The organism is Kribbella sp. NPDC054772 (assembly GCF_053611945.1).
Genome location: NZ_JBSHBJ010000002.1, coordinates 280,553 through 300,154, shown reverse-complemented (window position 1 = coordinate 300,154; position 19,602 = coordinate 280,553). Strand labels below are relative to the sequence as shown.

The following is a 19,602-nucleotide window of genomic DNA, read 5'->3' as shown; positions in this document are numbered from 1 at the left end:
CTGCTGCACGGATCACCGCTGGGACATGGAATCCTGCTGCCATGCGTGTCTGGCACGGAGTGGACCAGGTGAGCCCCGATTTCGGGCCGACGGTCGTCACCATCGGCAATTTCGACGGCGTCCACCGCGGTCACCAGCAGGTGCTCGCGCACGCCCGCGCGCGGGCGGCCGAGCTGGGCGGCCTCCCGGTCGTCGCACTGACCTTCGACCCGCACCCGATGCGGGTCCTGCGGCCGGATCACGCGCCGCTGATGCTCAGCGATCCCGAGCACCGTGCCGAGTTGCTCGGCGCGCACGGCGCGGACGCCGTACTGATCCTCCCGTTCACCAAGGAGGTGTCGGGCTGGTCGCCGGAGGAGTTCATCGAGCGCGTCCTGGTGAATGCGTTGCATGCGAAGGCGATCGTCGTCGGCGAGAACTTCCGCTTCGGTCACAAGGCGGCCGGGCACGTCGACACGCTCGTCCAGGCGGGCACGCAGTACGGCTTCCAGGTCGAGGGGCTGAGCCTGGCCGGTGACGAGCAGCCCTGGTCGTCGACGTACGTGCGGCAGCGGCTCGCCGATGGTGACGTCGAGGCCGCCGCGGTGGCGCTCGGCCGGCCGCTGCGGGTGACCGGCGTGGTCGTCGAGGGGGACAAGCGCGGCCGCGAGCTCGGGTACCCGACCGCCAACCTGCCGGCCGACCCGGGCGCCGCGGTCCCGCAGGACGGCGTGTACGCCGGGTGGCTGACCGTACTCACCCCGGCGCCGGGCGCTCCGGCGTACCCGGATCCGTTGCCGGCCGCGATCAGTGTCGGCAGCAACCCGACCTTCGACGGCGTGGACCGCCGGGTGGAGTCGTACGTGCTCGACCGCGACGACCTCGAGTTGTACGGCGCCACGGTGGCGGTCGACTTCGTCGCGCGGCTGCGGGGCACCCAGATCCGGTTCGACAGCATCGACGAGTTGCTGGTGCAGATGAAGGCCGACGTCGACGGCGCGCGCCGCATCCTCACCCCTCGTGCAGCTGATTAGGGTGACGCGTCCACGGACTGATACGCTGGCTGCTGCCGTCTGAACGGCCGCGGACAGAGAGTGCTCGGGTGAAGAAGCCCCGGTGCGCCGCGCAACGGAAATCGAGAGGACACCTGTGTCAGCTGTTGACGCTGCTACGAAGAAGAAGATCATGGGCGAGTACGCCCTGACCGAGGGCGACACCGGGTCCCCCGAGGTCCAGGTCGCGCTGCTGACCCACCGGATCAGCCACCTGACCGAGCACCTCAAGGAGCACAAGCACGACCACCACAGCCGTCGTGGCCTGCTGCTCCTCGTCGGTCAGCGCCGCCGGCTGCTGAACTACCTGGCGAAGAAGGACATCAACCGCTACCGGTCCCTGATCGAGCGGCTCGGCCTCCGCCGATGACGTCGCGAGGAGCGGCCCCCGAAACCTGGGTGGCCGCTCCTGGCGTATCCACGCACCAGTAGCGTGGGAATCCACAACTGAATACGTAGAGAGACGTACGAGGCGACGCGAAGCGCGTGGCGGGAGGACGACCGGTCCTCGGTAGTGGCTTTCGGGTGACAGGTAGCACTGCAGACACCCGCGGGCCTCGATCGAAGACCGGCACCCCGGAAGCTCGCGCCTCGCAGTCGTCACACTGCTAGAGAGGGGTATCCCGTGTCGGGATCCACAAGCGCGCCCATGGAGGGCGCCGAATTCGCTGAAGCCGTCATCGACAACGGCAGCTTCGGTACTCGCACCATCCGCTTCGAGACGGGCCGTCTGGCCCAGCAGGCCGCCGGCTCCGCCGCGGCGTACCTCGACGGCGACACGATGGTGCTCTCGGCCACCACGGCCAGCAAGAAGCCCAAGGACCAGTTCGACTTCTTCCCGCTGACGGTCGACGTCGAGGAGCGGATGTACGCCGCCGGGCGCATCCCGGGCTCGTTCTTCCGCCGCGAGGGCCGGCCCTCGGAAGAGGCCATCCTGACCTGCCGGCTGATCGACCGCCCGCTGCGGCCGTCGTTCGTGTCCGGCCTGCGCAACGAGATCCAGGTCGTCATCACCGTCCTGGCGCTGAACCCGGACAAGCTGTACGACGTGCTCGCGATCAACGCGGCCTCGATGTCGACCCAGCTCGCCGGCCTGCCGTTCTCCGGCCCGATCGGCGGCGTCCGCGTCGCGCTGATCGAGGGCCAGTGGGTGGCGTTCCCGACCCACACCGAGCTCGAGGACGCGGTCTTCGACATGGTGGTCGCGGGCCGGGTCACCGAGACCGGTGACGTCGCGATCATGATGGTCGAGGCGGAGTCCACGCCGACCACCTTCGACAAGGTCGCCGGTGGCGCGCAGGCGCCGACCGAGGAGATCGTGGCCGAGGGCCTCGAGGCCTCCAAGGCGTTCATCAAGACGCTGGTCGAGGCGCAGGCCGACCTGGCTCGCCGGGCCGCGAAGCCGACCGGTGAGTTCCCGGTCTTCCCGGACTACGCCGACGACGCGTTCGCCGCGGTCGAGGCCTCCGCGAGCGAGGAGCTCGCACAGGCGCTGACCATCGCCGGCAAGCACGAGCGCGAGGACGCCACCGATGCGGTCAAGGCCGCCACGGTGGAGAAGCTGGCCGCCGACTTCGAGGGCCGTGAGAAGGAGCTGTCCGCAGCCTTCCGCTCGCTGACCAAGAAGCTCGTCCGGCAGCGCGTGCTGACCGAGAAGGTCCGCATGGACGGCCGCGGCCTGGCCGACATCCGGCCGCTCAAGGCCCAGGTGCGGGTGCTCCCGCGGGTGCACGGTTCGGCGCTGTTCGAGCGCGGCGAGACCCAGATCATGGGTGTCACCACGCTGAACATGCTGCGGATGGAGCAGCAGCTGGACACGCTCTCCCCGGAGACGCGCAAGCGCTACATGCACAACTACAACTTCCCGCCGTACTCGACCGGTGAGACCGGCCGGGTGGGTTCGCCGAAGCGCCGCGAGATCGGTCACGGCGCGCTGGCCGAGCGGGCCCTGGTGCCGGTGCTGCCGTCGCGCGAGGACTTCCCGTACGCGCTGCGTCAGGTGTCCGAGGCGCTCGGCTCGAACGGTTCCACCTCGATGGGTTCGGTCTGCGCCTCGACACTGTCGCTGCTCAGCGCCGGTGTGCCGCTGAAGGCCCCGGTCGCCGGCATCGCGATGGGTCTGATCTCCGGTGAGGTCGACGGCGAGACGCAGTACGTCGCGCTGACCGACATCCTGGGCGCGGAGGACGCGTTCGGCGACATGGACTTCAAGGTCGCCGGTACCAAGGACTTCGTCACCGCTCTGCAGCTGGACACCAAGCTGGACGGCATCCCGGCCAGCGTGCTGGCCGGTGCGCTGACGCAGGCCAAGGACGCCCGCCTGACGATCCTGGACGTGATGGCCAAGGCCATCGACGCGCCGGGTGAGATGAGCGAGTTCGCGCCGCGGGTCATCTCGGTGAAGGTCCCGGTCGACAAGATCGGCGAGGTCATCGGCCCGAAGGGCAAGATGATCAACCAGATCACCGAGGACACCGGCGCCGACATCTCGATCGAGGACGACGGCACGGTGTACATCGGCGCGACCGACGGTCCGTCGGCCGAGGCCGCCCGGGCCGCGATCAACGCGATCGCGAACCCGACCATGCCGGAGAAGGGCGAGCGCTACCTGGGTACGGTCGTGAAGACGACCAACTTCGGTGCGTTCATCAGCCTGCTGCCGGGCAAGGATGGCCTGCTGCACATCTCGAAGCTGCGCCCGCTCGCCGGTGGCAAGCGCGTCGAGGCCGTCGAGGACGTGCTGTCGGTCGGCCAGAAGCTGCAGGTCGAGATCGCCGAGATCGATGACCGCGGCAAGCTCTCGCTGATCCCGGTCATCGAGGGCGAGGACGACAAGAAGAAGGACGCCGAGCCGGCAGAGTGACTCGAGCGATCACCAGCACACTGCTGAGCTCGGAGGCGGGCGGTCCGGTGAAACGGACCGTCCTGCCCTCCGGGCTTCGTGTGCTCTCCCAATCGGTCCCGGGCTTCCGATCGGTCACGTTCGGCGTCTGGGTCGGCGTCGGCTCCCGGGACGAACCGGAGCAGTTGGCCGGCGCCACGCACTTCCTCGAACACCTGCTGTTCAAGGGCACCGAGCGCCGCGACGCGCTGGAGATCTCCGCCGCGATCGACGCGGTCGGCGGCGAGATGAACGCGTTCACCGGCAAGGAGTACACCTGCTACTACGCGCGGGTGCTGGACTCCGACCTCCCGCTCGCGGTCGACGTCATCTGCGACATGATCACCTCCGCCACGTTGACGAACACCGACGTGGAGAGTGAGCGCGACGTCATCGACGAAGAGATCGCGATGCACGCCGACGAGACGTCGGACCACATCCACGACCTGTTCGCCGAGCAACTCTGGGGCCGGTCACCGCTCGGCCGCTCGATCACCGGTACGCCGGAATCGGTCGCCGGACTGTCCCGCCAGCAGGTCGTCGGCTGGTACCGGCGCCGCTACAAGCCCTCGAACATCGTCGTCTCGGTGGCCGGCAACGTCGACCACGCCGACATGGTCCGCCTGGTCCGCAAGGCGTTCGAGCGGCACTGGGTCACGACCGACGCCGAGCCCGCGCTGGTCCGCAGCGGTGCGGCCAAGCGCGTTCCGACGTACGGCGGGGTGCAGGTTCACCACCGGGACGTCGAGCAGGCGCACCTGGTGCTCGGGATGCCCGGACTGATCCGGAACGACGACCGGCGCTACGTGGCCGGCGTACTGCACGGGATCGTCGGGGGCGGAATGTCGTCGCGGCTCTTCCAGGAGGTGCGGGAGAAGCGCGGTCTGGCGTACTCGGTGTTCACCTTCGGCTCGGCGTACGCCGACTCCGGGATGGTCGGCGTGTACGCCGGCTGTCTGCCGAAGAAGGCGCCCGAGGTGCTGGACGTGATCCGCGGCGAACTCGCAGCGATTGCCAACGGCAACATCACGCCGGAGGAACTGCTCCGCGGCAAGGGCCAGATGCGCGGCTCGGTCGTGATGGGCCTGGAGGACACCGGCGCCAAGATGACCCGGATCGCCAAGGCCGAACTCGTCTACGGCGAGCTCCCGACCGTCGACGAGATCCTGCACCGCATCGACTCGGTCACCCTCGACGACGTCACCCACCTCGCCACCGAGCTCTACGCCGGCACCCCCGCCCTCACCGTCGTGGGCCCCTTCGAAGAAGACACGACCGCCTTCAACGGCTGATCACGCTGCACTCTGTCGGTCGGCAAGGCTGATCGGCAGGGTCTGGTAGCCGCGTAGGACGAGCCGGTCGCGGCGGGTGGGTTCGCCTGCTGGGGTGATAGTTGGGAAGCGTTCGAGCAACCGGGGGAACGCGATCGTGGCCTCGAGTCGGGCGAGGCTGTTGCCGAGGCAGATGTGGGCCCCGGCGCCGAAGCTCAACGGCTTGTTGTCCGCTCGCCCCGCGTCGAAGCGGTCGGGGTGCGGAAACCGCGCCGGGTCGCGGTTGGCGGCGCCGAGCAGTAGGACGAGATTGCTGCCCGCTGGGATCGTTGTGTCCGCGACCGTCCGACCGGAACGCGCGACGCGGGTCGTAACCTGTACGGGCGAGTCGTAGCGCAGTACCTCCTCGACGAACGCTGCGGGATCGGTCAGTCGATCCGGTTGGTCGAGCAGGATCGCGAGCCCGTTGCCGAGTAGGTCGGTGGTGGTCTCGAAGCCGGCGACCAGGAGCAGGATCAGGTTGGCGAGCAACTCCTCGTCGGACAGCCGCTCGTCGCCCGCGTCCCGAGCGGCGACCAGAGCACCCACCAAACCGTCGGCAGCGGGATCGCGGATGCGGTCGGCGAAGTACTCACCCAACTCGCGCGCGGCCGCGTCGGCGGAGGCATCCGCGGTGTCGGTGAGCTCGAGCGCCGCGGTGAGGTCGGAGGCGAGCGGCCGGAAGCGACGGCGGTCGTACGCCGGGACGCCCAGCAGCTCGCAGATGACCGTGACCGGGAGTTGGAACGCGAACCGGTCCATGAAATCGGCCTCGACTGGGAGACCGTCGAGCAGGTCGTCGACCGCGGCCTCGACGGCCGGTCGCAGCGCGGCCACGCGACGAGGGGTGAACACCTGCGAGATCAATGACCGCATTCTTCGGTGGTCGGGAGGATTGGTCCGGAGGATCGATCGCTGCATCAGGTCCAGTGCGGGCCGGGTCGAAGGCTCTGACGGGATCTCGAAGGTCGGGCTGCGCAGTACGTCGTCGACGGCGTCGTACCCCACGACCAGATAGGCGTCGTCGGCGATCGGCAGCACGGGGCCGAGCCGGTGCGCTGCGGCGTACAGCGGGAACGGGTCGGCGCGGCCGACCGGGGACATCAGCTCCTGGAGGATCTCGAGTGCCGTCATGCCCGGCGGCCGATCAGGAAGTAGCCGACCGCGTACAGCGTCGCGCCGGCGACCTCGAAGAGCTGGATCAGGCCGAAGCGCGGGCCGGACGTGAAGATGAACAGACCGCCCAGGGTGTAGGCGACGGCGCCGACGCCGAGCAGTACGCCGGCCACTCGCAGCCCGTGGCGGCTCAGCGTCCGGGCGAGCCAGACATAGCCGAGGGGAAAGATCAGCAGCGCCGGGAACACGATCAGCGCGGCCGGTGTGTCGAGGTCGGCCGGCTCGTGCACCAGGCTCGGCGCGTACTCGGCTCGAACCGGGTTGTGTGATCCGTCGAAGATGATCAGCGCGAACCAGAACAGCGTTCCGGCCAGAGCGGCGTACCAGGAGCGCAGGTCGCCGCGTCGCGTCAGCTGGTTGCCGAGCGCAATCATGCTGGCGAGGCAGACGACCTGCAGGCCGAGCCCGAGGGCCTGGATGTCGTGGGTGAGCCCGTACCGCTCGCCGGCCGCCGCGATGCTCCAGCCGTCGCGGGCCGGATGCAGCAGTGTCCCGAGCCAGAACAACGGGCCGCCGGTGAACGCGGTCAGGCGGGCGGTGGTGCGTAGGGTCCGGCGCAGGTTGGTCGGCGCGGGCAGAGTTTCGGTCATCAGCGACCTCCGGGAGAATGTCACTAGAGTGAAGCACTAGCGAATCACTAGTGATGCGCTCTAGTCAACGGCTATGCTGGCGTCCATGGCGCGTCGAGCGGACAAGACCCAGGCGAATCGGCAGCGGATGCGGGCGGCGGCACAGGCGCTGTTCACCACCCGGGGGTACTCCGCGACGTCGATGCAGGCGATCGCCGACGAGGCCGGGATGGCCGTGCAGACGCTGTACTTCACCTTCGGCACCAAACGCGCCCTGCTCGGCGAACTCCTCGACGTGGCGGTCGCCGGCGACGACGAGCCGGTGCCGACCCTGGACCGGCCGCGGGTGCGGGCGGCGATCGCCGATCCCGACCCCGAGGCGCAGTTGCGCGCGCAGGCGCGATTGGCCCGGGAGATCTACGAGCGGGTCGCTCCGGTGCTCCAGGTCGTCGCGCACGCCGCGACTGCGGATGCCGAGATCCACGAGCTCTGGGAGACCAACAATGCCCAGCGAGCCGTCGTGATGGAGCAGCTGATCGCCGCGCTCGCGGCCAAGACGCCGTTGCGCGCCGAGCTGGACGCGGCGGAGGCGACAGATGTGGCCCTCGCTCTGCTCAGCCCCGAGGTGTATCAGTTCTTCACCGTACGGCGAGGCTGGGAACCGGCCCGCTGGGAGAAATGGACCGCGGCCGCCCTCGTGACGCAGCTCCTGCCTGATCGGTAGAGTGACGGCACAACATCACAACGTGATCTGCCACTGGATCCCTGGACGCACGGGCTGGGCCCGCTTGCTGGGATGACACGCATTTTGCGGCCTCAATCCGCGCCGGACTACCGGCGTGGATCCGGCTGCTCTTGCGTGAAAGAGGATCACCGTGCTGGATGCGTTCCGTACTGCCCGTGAATCGTTGGCCGATGCGCTCCGGGTCGCCCCCGGTTGGCTGACGACGTACTCCGTCCTCCAGCTGTTCCTGGCCGTCCTGCCCGGCGCACAGGTTGTACTGATCCGCGATCTGGTGGACGTAGGTGACGTCTGGCCACCGCTGCTCGGGCTGACCGTGGTGGTCGGGGCGATGTATCCCCTCACCCAGGTGTCGAACATCGTCGGCCAGCGGATGATGCTGCGTCTGCGGCTGTACCTTCGCGTCGAGCTCGCGCAGGCGGCGGCGCGGCTGAGCCCGAGCCGGCTGGCGGAACCTGACGTGGTCAGGGACCTCGAGGCCGGCCAGGCGGCGACGCATCCGATGAGCGACGTCGCCGGCAAACCGGTGCAGGTGCTGAGCGCGGCGGCGACGTCGGTCGTGCTGTGCCTGACGATCGCGTCGATCAACCTGCTCTCCGGGATTCTCGTGCTCGCCGCGCTGGTGCCGACCGTGCTGGCGTTCACGCTGATCTCCCGGATGGAGGCCAAGGGCTGGCCGCGGGTCGGTGCGCACGAGCGCGCGGCGGCGTACGCGACCGAGCAGTTGATCCAGCAGCGTCCCGGCACTGAGTTGGCGGTGCTCGGCTCCGCGTGGAAGGTCGCTGACCTGATCGCGGAGAGCCGGTCGCAGGCGACTCACGTCCTCGATCGGATGATCAGGACGGCGATGAACTACGAGCTGGCCGCGGCGCTGGTGACCGTCCTGCTCTTCGGCGGGGCACTGGTCGCGCTGGTGACCGGCGGCGCCAGCGGGGGAGCGGCTGCCGCGGCGGTGGCAGGCACGATCACCGGCCTCAACGCGATCCGCCAGTGCGGGTACGCGTTCGGGGGCATCGTCACCGCGGCTCCACAGGCGAGGATCTACCGGCGATTCGTCGGGAGCGTGCGGGCCGGGACGACGCAGGCCGTGGCGCCGATGGTCGAATCGGTTGCCTTGGACCACGTCAGCTTCAGCTACGACGGCAAACCCGCTCTCCGGGATGTCTGTCTCGAAGCGCGCCGCGGCGAACTGGTGGCGGTGGTCGGCGTCAACGGCGCCGGCAAGTCGACCGCGATCAACCTGCTGGTCGGCACGTTGAGCCCGGATCGCGGCCGGGTACTGATCGACGGCAAGGACGCGGCGACGATGACCGAGTCCGAACGACTCAGCAACTTCGGCCTGCTGGTGCAGGAGTTCGGGCGTTTCGAGTTCAGCCTCCGGCACGCCGTCGGTCTCGGCGCACCGCGTGCTGTCACGGATCAGGACATCCGCGGCGCGCTGGCCGGCACCTTCGCCGCGGAGCTGCCGCTCGACACGCAGCTCGGTCAGCAATGGGGTGGCACTGGGATCTCCGGTGGACAGTGGCAACGGCTGGCCCTCGCGCGGATCCGGCTGCGCGACGCCGGGGTCTGGATCCTCGACGAGCCGACCTCCGCGATCGACGCCGAGGCGGAGCGGGAGATCTTCGCCGAGTTACGCCGTACCAGCGCTGGTCGGGTGACGATCGTGGTGTCGCACCGGGCGTGGACGCTGCGGGAGATGGATCGGATCTACGTCATCGACTGCGGTTCGGTGGTGCAGCAAGGCACGTACGCCGACCTGATGGCCGAGCCCGGTGGCCGGTTCGCCCGGCTGTTCGCGGCACAGCAGGAGTGACCACTCCGCGGTGGTAAGTTGGCTGGCCCGCGTGGTGCCGGCAGACGAGATCGAAGGCGGTGGTCATGGCAGTCGGTGCCGGACTTCGGCGATTCGCCTCTGTCGCCTGGCGAGCGGGCAACGGGCTCTCGATCCTGACCGTCACGACCATCGCGCTGTCCGCGGCCGCACCGATCGGGAGCGTGGTCGCGATCGGGCAGGTCGTCGCGGGCGTTGTCGCCGCCACCGAAGACGGGGCCGGCCTTCAGCGAGCGGTGAGCTGGGCCGTTGTTGCTGGCGGGTGCCTGCTGCTCCAGTGGCTCGCCGGTGCATTGCAACGAGCGTCCGCGACCGCGCTCGGCGAGCGGGTCGACGCGCTGTTGCAGCACGACCTGATGCGAGCTGTGTCCGCGCCGAGCGGCGTCCGCCACTTGGAGGACCCCGCGACGGCGGTGCTGGTGGAAGTCGGACGAGACACCCTGAGGGCGGACTGGGCGCGTCCGGGCCGGCTCGCGAGCACGATCGGCGGCCTGGCCACCGGGCGGGTCATCCTTCTGGCATCGGGGGTGATTCTGGCTGGGTTCCACTGGTGGCTGGGCGCGGGTCTGCTTGCTGCCGGCCTGTGGGCGGCGTACGAGGACAAGGTGGCGTCGCGCACCGAGGCTGGGCACCATTACGGCGCAACGGAGTCGGCGCGCCGGATGCAGTACTTCAACGATCTGGGGACCACGCCCACCGCGGCCAAGGAAATTCGCCTGTTCGGGCTGCCGGGCTACGTCGTCGACCGCCACGGCGAGACTTGGGCGGAGACGATGCAGCGGGTCCTGACGCGACCCGGTCGTCGTCCCGCGGTCGCGACCGCAGTTCTGGGCGTTGTCGTGCTGGGCGGGATCGTCCTGGTGGTCCGCGAGGCGATGGCGGGACATCTCCCGGCCGGCCAAACAGCGACGTACGTGCAGACGTTCATGGTCGCCCTGGCCGGTATCCAGCAGTCGTCGTGGACCGGCTTGCAGACCGAGCTCGCCCTGGCGACGCTGAAGCGGTACGACGACGCGATGGACGCGGTCGCACCGGCAGCCGATCCGGCGGACCGCGGATCTCGGCCGGCCGGCGGGATGCCGAAGCGAGAGATCGCCTTCCGCGACCTGTCCTTCGGCTACCCAGGAACAGATCGACGGGTACTGCGTGAGCTCGAGCTGGTGATTCCGGCCGGGCAGTCGGTCGCGGTCGTCGGGGTGAACGGCGCGGGAAAGACCAGCCTCGTCAAGCTGCTCTGCGGTTTGTACGAACCGACGCAGGGGTCCGTGATGATCGACGGCGTCGAACTACGGGAGCTCGACATCGACGACTGGCGGCGCAGACTGGCGGTCGTTTTCCAGCAACCGCTGCGGCTGCCGATGTCGGCGTTCAGCAATGTTCGGTTCGGCAGCGTCGACGCGCCGCCGTCCCTCGAGATCGCACAGACCGCCGTCGAGCGGGCCGGTGCGACCAGCGTCGTCGAGGCGTTGCCGAACGGCTGGGACACGGTGCTGTCGTCCGAGTTCGACGGCGGTGTGGAGCTGTCCGGAGGCGAGTGGCAACGGCTCGGCCTGGCGAGAGCCCTGTACGCCGTACAGCAGGGGGCGTCCGTGCTGGTGATGGACGAGCCGGCAGCGCACCTGGACGCCCGCTCCGAGGCGGAGCTGTACCGGCGGTTCCTGGACCTGACCGCGGGACTGACGACGATCCTGATCTCGCATCGCTTCTCCACGGTGCGGCAGGCGTCCTCGATCGTGGTGCTCGACGAGGGCAGGGTCGTCGAGCAGGGATCGCATGACGAGCTGCTCGAGCTCGACGGTACCTATGCGCACCTGTTCCGGCTGCAGGCCGCTCGCTTCGACGGAGGCCAGGCATGAAGTCGTGGGTCGCCACCGCCCGGCTGCTGATCGGGCTCGGCTGGGAGATCGGTCCGGGGCTGTTCCTGCTCTACACCGCGGTCACGATGTCGAGCTTCGTCAGCCCACTGCTCCTCGCCCTCGGGGTCCGGCCGCTGGTCGACGGCGTGGTCTCGGGGGAGTCACAGCAGATAGTTGCCGGTGGCATCGCAGTCGCCGTCGCGCTCTTCCTCGTACTGGTGGCCCCGATCGGTTATCGGTGGGCAACGATCCGGATGCGCGAGAGATCCAGCTTCGTCGCCGAGCGACGGGTACTGCGGCTCGCCGCGGGTGCCCCGCAGATCCACCATTTCGAGCGGCCCGAGTTCCTGGATCGCCTGCAGTCGTTGCGGCGCGAGGCACCCGAGCTCGGTGACAGCGTGACCCTGCCGTTCATCGGCCCCCTGGTTGTCGCACAGCTGGCGATCAGCACCGTCCTGCTGGCAAATCTGAAACTCGTGCTGGTCGTGCTGCCGTTGGTCGCCCTCCCCGCGCTGTGGTTGAGCCGCGGCGCGGAGAAGCTTCGCCAACGGTCCGAGCTGGAGGCGGCATCGCAGCGCCGGCTCGCCCAGCAGCTGTTCATGCTGTCGGTCGCCGCGTCGTCGGCGCAGGAGATCCACGTCGCCTCCTTGGGTGACGAACTGCTGCGTGAGCACCGCGAGGCCGTTGGCAAGGCCAACCGAATCGTTCATGCGGCCCGCTTCAGATCCGTCGCGATCGGGGCGGCCGGTTGGGCGCTGTTCCCGCTCGCGTACGTCGGGGCGATGGTGCTCCTTCTTCGGGAGGCAGTCGCGGGACGGGTCACTCCGGGCGACGTGGCCCTCGCACTGGCCCTGGCCAGCGCCGTCGTGAGCGGGGCGAACCGGATCCTCGATCTGGCCGGGTCCGTGCTGCGCGTGCGTACATCGGCCGAACACTACTTGTGGCTCGAACGCGAGGCTCGGCGGGAGCCGGGGACCGAGCCGGTTCCGGACCGTCTGGTCCACGGGATCGAGGTGAAGCAGGTGACCTTCGGGTACGGCGCGGACGATCGTCTCGCGCTGCCCGGTACCGACCTGTTCCTGCCCGCCGGACAGACGGTCGCCATCGTCGGAGAGAACGGGGCAGGCAAGTCGACCCTGGTCAAACTCCTCACCGGTATGTACCGCCCCGTCACAGGTGAGGTGCTCGTCGACGGCGTCGATCTCGCCTCGATGGACATCGAGGAGTACCGGCGGAAGGTGAGCGCCGGCTTTCAGGACTTCGTCCGCTACCAGCTGACCGTCGGCGAGGCCGTCGCGGTCGGCGGGCTGTCCGAGTCACCGGACCAGGTGACCGCCGCACTGAAGAAGGCGGACGCGAGCTTCGTCGAGTCCTTGCCGCGCGGCATCGAGACTCAACTGGGTACTTCGTGGGTCGACGGTGTGGAGCTGTCCGGCGGTCAATGGCAGAAGCTGGCGATCGCGAGGGCGCTCGTCAGACCGGCGCCGCTGCTGATGATCATGGACGAGCCGAGTGCTTCGCTGGACCCGCAGGCCGAGGCCGCCGTCTTCGATCGGCTCGCCGACGAGGCACGGGCCGGCCGCGCCGACGGGAGGATCACCTTGCTGATCTCCCATCGCTTCTCGACGGTGCGCGCCGCGGACCTGATCATCGTGCTGGAGAACGGCCGGGTGACCGAGCACGGCACGCATGACGAACTGATGAACCGCGACGGCACCTATGCGGAGGTCTACAGCCTCCAAGCCGCGGGCTATCGCTGACCGGATCCGGTCCACACAACAACCAGGGGCGTGAACACACAGCGCACTCGTGTAAGTGCGCATTCATCAGACTCGTCGTCCTCACTGTGCACTCGTCTCCCGCATCCCGTGTTCATGGCTCAATCACCAGGACCGGCAACACCCAGGCAGCTCCGATCAGCCGCTGGTTGGGCGCAGATAGCGAGCGAGAGCTGATCGACGGAGCGGATAGGGCGGGATGCCCGGGGACGATGGTCTTGCGCAATTCGGTCTGGTGGTGCCAGGGTCCGGTCAGTTCGAGTCCACCCTGGACGCCATCAGTACCGGCGCGCAGGAGACGGTCACAGGTCAGAGACGTCAGCGAGCCGTTGGCCGACGCACTTCGCCGATCAATTTCTGCTCGCTACACAGCTCCGCCAGCAGACGGAGGCATCGGGATCTGCGGCGGCAACTGCTGGGTTTCGCCCGACGACTGTGCGTGTCATCGTCGGGCAACTACCGGCACCCCGCCCAGGTCGCGCAGCGCCCTGCCGGCGTTGCGCAGCGGGGCCGGCTCAAGCCACGAGCGATGACCAGGTCACAAGAGACCGCGTCGTCGAGGTGCGTCAAGAGCGGGGCAGATTGATCACTGCCGCGAAACGACTCCACTCCCAGCCCGCGTCGCACGTGTGGTTGGCCAGCCGACCGACGGCTTGGGTCATTCTCGCGCCTTCAAAAGCCGACGCAAGGTAGGGGCACCCGCTTGAGTGGCTCGGCGCTCGAAGCGCCACGGGTTCTTCGTTCGTCGCCATCACGCCACCTCACCCTCGTTGATCGATCGAGTCAGCCAGGCCGGCGATGATCCCGAAGCCGCGGTCAGTGTCGAGCTGTCCACACCCAGTTGCCGTGCGACCTGACGCTGTGGAACGCCACGCGTGACCTGCCGATTCCGAACCCAACCGCCAGCGAGATCACCCAACCAATCTGTCTGGGTGGCCTCGTTTCGACCGTCGCGATCGCCCGTTTCGCGCCTGTCGACAGATGTACCTCCCGCCATCGACGTCGAAGCAGGACGCGAGATCTTTAGGGAACTCCACCGCACTCAACGACACCCGCATCACGAATTCGACATTCGTTTCGGTGACGATTGCTGGACTTGTTGGGTAGTCGAGTTCAGGTGTTCGACCGTCGCAGACGTGTCCGCTTTCCACTGCCGTTGTCCCATCGGAACAGTGGGTGGCGGTGGTTCGTAGACGGCTGAGCGGAGGCCGTCGCAGATGTCTCGCCAGCGCGGGGTTCGGCTAGAAGCGATGTCCAGGGAGGTTCGTCAGTCGAAGTGCCTGGGTGGCCGGCTCCGATGGCGGAGTGGAATCGGTGATGATTCCGGAAGCGGAGTCGGGCGGGCGATGTCGGGCGCGAAATGATCGCGGTAGTGCGCGATGGCGTGGAAGAGGCTGCGTGGTGATCCGCGACCTGATCCACACCGGCATCGACGATGGCCGCTCGCCACGACGCGACAGACACGTCAGGGACACGCCGACAGCGATTGACGGCCTCTTACTTAGGCACGTAGATTCATTTCATATCAGATCTGATATATCGCATCGGGCGTGCACTTCAAATAGTCTGGGGATGGTGAAGAGATGGCAAAGCGCATGGTTCAACTCTTTCGGCGATCGATTCGGATCGGCGGACGCTACACCTGGATCGGAAGTCATTCCTAATCCTTCAGGTGGGGTCATTGTGGCAGGCGTTAGCCTGCCGGCTTGACGTTGGCGGTATGTCAGCCAGGTTTGTCGTCGTGTCCGACGGCCGGAGTTACTGCAGTTGCTGTCCCTAAGGGGTGAGTTGTTGGCACGAGTCGCGAAGTTGATCGAGTGGGAACGTGGCCCCGGCGGAGCTGGAACGCAAGCCGTGACAGAACTCGGGCAACTCGTCGTTACCGCCGAGTTCGGACCGGTTCGGCAAGTAGTCGCATTCGTTGCGAGAGGCAACTGCGTTGCCGAGTAGGCGGTCGATGCGACGTTGCAGATGGCTAGTTTCGCAATGGGTCCCAACCGGGCGCGATCTCCTGGGTTTCGTTGCTCAACAGGTGATCCGCAATCTGATCCACACCGGCATCGACGATGCCGGTCGCTCGCCACGACGCGACAGGCATGACACGGACACGCCGACAGCGATTGACGAACCATTACGCAGGCACGTAGATTTATTTCATATCAGGTCTGATATATCGCATCGGGCCTGCACTTCAAATATTCTGGGGATGGTGAAGAGATGGCAAAGCGCATGGTTCAACTCTTTCGGCGATCGATTCGGATCGGTGGACGGTACACCTGGATCAGTCAGGGTCACTAACTGGTGAATCGCAATCGCGGATGAGCGGCAGGGTGGGCGCGTGCTGCGTTGCTCACCCTGCCGTTTCACTCGAGTGCGAGACGGCGAGAAACGGGTGTGAAATTGTCCCTCCGCTCCGAACTCCAGCAAACCATCAGTATGCTGCATGCCGTACGCGAATACGACAGAGATCGCCTCGGCTACATCGAACGGCAAAGAATTCAGGCTGGCAAAAACTTCTTCGTCGGTGACGGCAATCTGATCGTCACGGATGGTAAGCTCGCGAAGAAATTGCTAGCCGAGACTAACCGGGCGAATCACATCGACGACGGAATGTACCTGCGGACTAAGCCGATCGATACAGCGAAGGCGGCTACCGAAGAATGGGCCCCCGCTCGCTCCGCCGCCCATAAGCAGATGCGCCGGAAGCAGGTCGACGACCACGCTTCGATGATCCGTGACTCGTTCAGTGGATATCTGGACCGGATGCATGGCCGTCCGGTGGACGTCGTCAGTTGCCTCAAACTGGCGTCCGGTCACGCTATGAGCGAGCTGATCCTCGGCCAAGAGGATGCTCGCGGCATTCCAGAGCTGATCGAGTCTGCAGTCGAGGCGAACTTGCCCATTATGAACAGCTCACGACTGGTTCCGAGATGGTTTCCGACCCCAAAGATGCGCGCGCATCTTCGCAACACTGGTCGACTGAGATCGGTACTTGCGGCGACCATCGACAGGCGATCGCTCGCCGCAGCGGATTCACGTGGCGAAGATTCCTCCCTGCTCGGCGTCCTTTGTCGTGACGGACGGCTGACGCCCGAGCAGCTCCGATCTGCGGTGCAGGTCTCACTGCTGGCATCTTTTGGCGTTCCGGGAGCCGCCACGGCATGGTCCTTACTGGCGATCAAGTCCTCTGCGCAACTCGAGGCCCTGGCCCGCGACGAAGCCGAATCGGTCCAAGTGGTCGACGACCTCGCGCAGCGTGCGCCAGTCATAGCCGCAATAGTCAACGAGGCATTGCGCATGTACCCGCCAGCCTGGATGATTAGTCGGCTGATTACTGAGCCATGCGCCGTCGACAGCCTGACGATCCCTCGGGGAACTACGGCGAACATTGTAATCTACAGCATTCATCGTGACGAAGAAGAGTGGGATCGACCGCACTCGTTCGAGCCTGGTCGATGGCTGGAGCCCGATCGATGGCGCAAGGGAACCTATATACCCTTCGGCAGCGGTCCGAGAGTTTGTATCGGTTCTCATCTCGGAATTATCGAAATAATGACTATGCTCTGGACATTCCTGCGAGGGTACGATCTCGAGGTGGCGCAGATGCATCCCGAGCCGACGGTTCGTGCCTTGCTTACACCAAGGACGTTCACCGGCAGAATCCTCAAGATCAATGAGTAGCCAGCCCGAGTCCCGATCGGCTGTCAGAGGACCCTCAGTTGACTTTGTTGGGTCGCGAGCCGCCGTCTGATTGAGGCATCAGTTCTGAGTACGTCCACTGAACGGCCGAGCTGACGTTGATGTCGTAGATTTAGCCGATTTCGCAGAGAATCCAGGCGTAGTGCGACACGGCGAAATCTGATCGGGAAATCTGGGCTCAGACGACGGTGCCGCACAGAGAATCAAATCGCCGATGAGAAGCCTGCGCTGGTCATCGGCTGTTTCATTGACAGTCGGCGCGCGTACTGCCTGTGGTATCTGGCCGAATCGACTCGAGTGCCCGGAGGGTCTTGTATGCATGTCGCGGTCGTGGTCATCAACCTTGGGACGACCAATCTGATGGACCTTATGCTGAGATCGTTCTATGCGCACCACCGGAGTTCTCGGCACAAAATCTCGCTGCTGCTCTACGACAACGACACTGCTGATATCGGCCAGCTCGGCTGGACGGCCGCGATGGGAGTGGAGATCAGGCAGACCGGATATACCGCGGCCGACAATTCCGGACAGATCTACAACCATGGCGAGGTGCTCCGCGATGTCGTCCTGGCCGAGCCCGAATATGACGCATATCTATTCCTGGATACCGACACGTGTTTCGTGCGCGACAACACCGTCGACGCCCTGGTGGACGATCTCGAGGCGGATGACCGGCTCTTCGCGGTTCAGGCCACCTGGCTCGACCAGGCGGGGGAACTATTCGAGGAGCTGCCTGGCGGCATCGATCCGGCGACCGGCACGGTGCCGTACACCTGGATCCGGGAGGCTTGGAGCCGCAGTGCCGATGGTCCTTGGTCTACCCCTGGCTCCTATCGCGTCGAGTTCGGCGAGCGGGTGCATTCGTTCTGCGTTCTCGTTCGAAATGACAATGTATTCAGGTCCATCGTGTCGGCAGTGGGGTTGTCGGCCGCCCGGACCTACGAGATTCGCGGCGGCCGCTGGTGGGACACCCTCGGTCTGCTGACGCAGGTTATGAAGACCCACGGTCGGACCTGGCGGGTATGTGAGACCGGAGTCATTCATTTCGGTGGCGGCAGCTACAAGGACTGGGCACGAGCAGAGCTCGACCGGACCTGTGCTCGAATGCTGGAGCAGTACGAGGTTCCTCGCCCCGAGGCGTGGAAATGAGCGCTGTTGAGCGGCAACGACCGATGGCAATGTCGTTCGGTGCCGAAGCGGAGCGGTACGACCGGACCCGGCCGGCCTATCCAGCAGACATGATCCGGCGAGTTCTCTCCGCGAGTTCGGGGCGGGACGTTCTGGACGTTGGATGCGGGACGGGGACGGTTGCTCGCCAGTTCCGGGACGCAGGCTGCCGGGTGCTGGGGCTGGAGCCGGACGTGAGGATGGCGGCTCTGGTGCGCCGTAGTGGTATCGAGGTGGTCATCTCGGCATTCGAGAGCTGGGACGCGGCCGGCAGGCAGTTCGACGTCGTCAGCTCCGGGATGGCCTGGCATTGGATCGACCCCTTGGCCGGTGCCTGGAAAGCCGCCCAGCTGTTACGTCCAGGGGGAGTGCTTGCGGTGTTCTGGCACTTGTCCGAGCTTCCGCGGACTGTGCGGACCGCCTTCTTGACCGCCTACCAGCAGGTAGTTGCCGAGCTGCAGTTGGACGTCACCGTTCCGGAGCGCGATCAACGGTCCGCTGTCGAGCGGTACCAGGAAGTCCTGTCCGATGCGGCCAACGGTGCTCGGAAGACCGGATGCTTCGCGGAGGTCGACCAGCACCATTTCGGCTGGGAGGCCGCTTACACGAAGGCTGCGTGGCTTGATCAGCTACCAAGTCACGGCGCGTTGACATTACTGCCGGCGGTCGAGCGAGCACACGTAATCGGCGAGGTCGGGGCTGCCATCGATGAATTGGGCGGCAGCATGACCGTGCAGTACCTGACCGTCGCGGTGATCGCGACCCGGAGAGCGGGCGCTTCAGGTACCGCTGGAGTGCTCAGGTGCGGTAATTGACGGAGGTGCTTGGGTGACCGCAGCCGGAATATCCCCGACTGCAACCTCGACAAACTCCTGGCAGCCGTTCTGCGCGCACTCGCAGTCGAACACGTGAACGGCCAGATGCCCGGTCGTCTTGGCCCGTCCCGATCGCGGCCTTTGAATCGCCTGGGTGGCGATCCGGAGATTGCTGAGCCGAGTCAGCGCTTGCCGCTCATCGATACTGCGTGCGGCGGGGAGGTCTGTCAGGAATGTTCTGAAGTGCTGCTCAACGGCTCGGATCGTCTGGTCGACGGTCTGGCCGTCGACCACAAGGACAGTGGCGCGTGTTGGCGCCAGTTGGCTCCGCACCAGGTCCCAGCCCATGATGTAGCCTTCGTGCACGCCAGTCGGATGCCTGCGTTCGAGTCGTGCGCTCTGCTCTGCCTTGCTCGGCATCAGCCAGACCGCGTTCCCGGCAACTCCGGCCATTGCGGGAGTGACTCCCGCACCTTCGACAAGGACCGCCGTATTCAGCGCCAGGGACCGAATGTCCTCGATGATCATCGGTCGCCGGTCGAAGTTCCCCGGACCAGTGCCCATAACATGCAGACCAGCCGCGGCCGCGCGTTGCTCGTGATCGAAGGCATAGGCATCAAGGCTATACCAGAAGAGGCCGTGCTTTCGTGCCAGCAGTCGGCTCACGGTGGTCTTTCCCGCGGCCGCCGGCCCGCCGACCCAGAGTATGTTCACCAGTTCGCCGTTCGGTTCGCTACTCATATG

At 66.6% G+C, this 19,602-nt stretch carries 14 protein-coding genes; 11 read left to right on the top strand and 3 right to left on the bottom strand.

All coding sequences use genetic code 11. The features are described 5' to 3' along the window. The first annotated feature begins 41 nt into the window (after positions 1–41). The 4 genes from ACWGID_RS04270 to ACWGID_RS04255 all read left to right on the top strand — a co-directional run bounded on the left by ACWGID_RS04270 (position 42) and on the right by ACWGID_RS04255 (position 5,204). Entirely contained in the window at positions 42–1,013 is a 972-nt protein-coding gene (locus tag ACWGID_RS04270; RefSeq protein ID WP_452194290.1) for a bifunctional riboflavin kinase/FAD synthetase, read from the top strand. A 115-nt stretch (positions 1,014–1,128) separates the two neighbouring features. Next, complete coding sequence (rpsO, locus tag ACWGID_RS04265; RefSeq protein ID WP_171670133.1) at positions 1,129–1,401, top strand: 30S ribosomal protein S15; 273 nt, start codon at positions 1,129–1,131, stop codon at positions 1,399–1,401. A gap of 279 nt (positions 1,402–1,680) precedes the next feature. Next, positions 1,681–3,894 (top strand): polyribonucleotide nucleotidyltransferase, encoded by a 2,214-nt coding sequence (locus ACWGID_RS04260; RefSeq protein ID WP_452194289.1) that lies wholly within the window; start codon positions 1,681–1,683, stop codon positions 3,892–3,894. Further along, entirely contained in the window at positions 3,891–5,204 is a 1,314-nt protein-coding gene (locus ACWGID_RS04255) for a M16 family metallopeptidase (protein ID WP_452194287.1), read from the top strand. Before ACWGID_RS04260 ends, ACWGID_RS04255 begins: the two co-directional genes overlap by 4 nt. Here the strand turns inward: ACWGID_RS04255 and ACWGID_RS04250 are convergent, their stop codons facing one another. Then, positions 5,205–6,356, bottom strand: coding sequence for a cytochrome P450 (locus ACWGID_RS04250; RefSeq protein WP_452194285.1), 1,152 nt, complete (start codon positions 6,354–6,356; stop codon positions 5,205–5,207). Next, positions 6,353–6,988 carry a hypothetical protein gene (locus ACWGID_RS04245; protein ID WP_452194284.1) on the bottom strand — a complete coding sequence of 212 codons (636 nt, stop codon included), beginning with the start codon at positions 6,986–6,988 and terminating at the stop codon, positions 6,353–6,355. Before ACWGID_RS04245 ends, ACWGID_RS04250 begins: the two co-directional genes overlap by 4 nt. 85 nt (positions 6,989–7,073) lie before the next feature. On the opposite strand from ACWGID_RS04245, the gene ACWGID_RS04240 reads away from it, so the two are divergent. From ACWGID_RS04240 to ACWGID_RS04210, 7 genes are all read left to right on the top strand, one after another. Beyond that, positions 7,074–7,691: a TetR/AcrR family transcriptional regulator gene (locus tag ACWGID_RS04240; protein WP_452194282.1), complete on the top strand. Its 618-nt coding sequence runs from the start codon at positions 7,074–7,076 to the stop codon at positions 7,689–7,691. A gap of 151 nt (positions 7,692–7,842) precedes the next feature. Beyond that, positions 7,843–9,525 carry an ATP-binding cassette domain-containing protein gene (locus ACWGID_RS04235; protein ID WP_452194280.1) on the top strand — a complete coding sequence of 561 codons (1,683 nt, stop codon included), beginning with the start codon at positions 7,843–7,845 and terminating at the stop codon, positions 9,523–9,525. Positions 9,526–9,590: 65 nt separating this feature from the next. Further along, positions 9,591–11,399, top strand: coding sequence for an ABC transporter ATP-binding protein (locus ACWGID_RS04230; protein ID WP_452194279.1), 1,809 nt, complete (start codon positions 9,591–9,593; stop codon positions 11,397–11,399). After that, entirely contained in the window at positions 11,396–13,159 is a 1,764-nt protein-coding gene (locus ACWGID_RS04225; RefSeq protein WP_452194277.1) for an ABC transporter ATP-binding protein, read from the top strand. The genes ACWGID_RS04230 and ACWGID_RS04225 overlap by 4 nt, the downstream gene beginning before the upstream one ends. Positions 13,160–15,571: 2,412 nt before the next feature. Continuing rightward, on the top strand, positions 15,572–16,858 hold the full coding sequence (locus ACWGID_RS04220) for a cytochrome P450 (RefSeq protein ID WP_452194275.1): 1,287 nt from the start codon (positions 15,572–15,574) through the stop codon (positions 16,856–16,858). Between the two features lie 333 nt (positions 16,859–17,191). After that, positions 17,192–18,025: a hypothetical protein gene (locus ACWGID_RS04215; protein ID WP_452194273.1), complete on the top strand. Its 834-nt coding sequence runs from the start codon at positions 17,192–17,194 to the stop codon at positions 18,023–18,025. Continuing rightward, positions 18,022–18,858: a class I SAM-dependent methyltransferase gene (locus ACWGID_RS04210; protein ID WP_452194271.1), complete on the top strand. Its 837-nt coding sequence runs from the start codon at positions 18,022–18,024 to the stop codon at positions 18,856–18,858. Before ACWGID_RS04215 ends, ACWGID_RS04210 begins: the two co-directional genes overlap by 4 nt. Here the strand turns inward: ACWGID_RS04210 and ACWGID_RS04205 are convergent. Continuing rightward, a complete protein-coding gene (locus tag ACWGID_RS04205; protein WP_452194269.1) occupies positions 18,823–19,599 on the bottom strand; it encodes a hypothetical protein in 777 nt (258 codons plus the stop codon). The genes ACWGID_RS04210 and ACWGID_RS04205 overlap by 36 nt on opposite strands. Between the last annotated feature and the right edge of the window lie 3 nt (positions 19,600–19,602).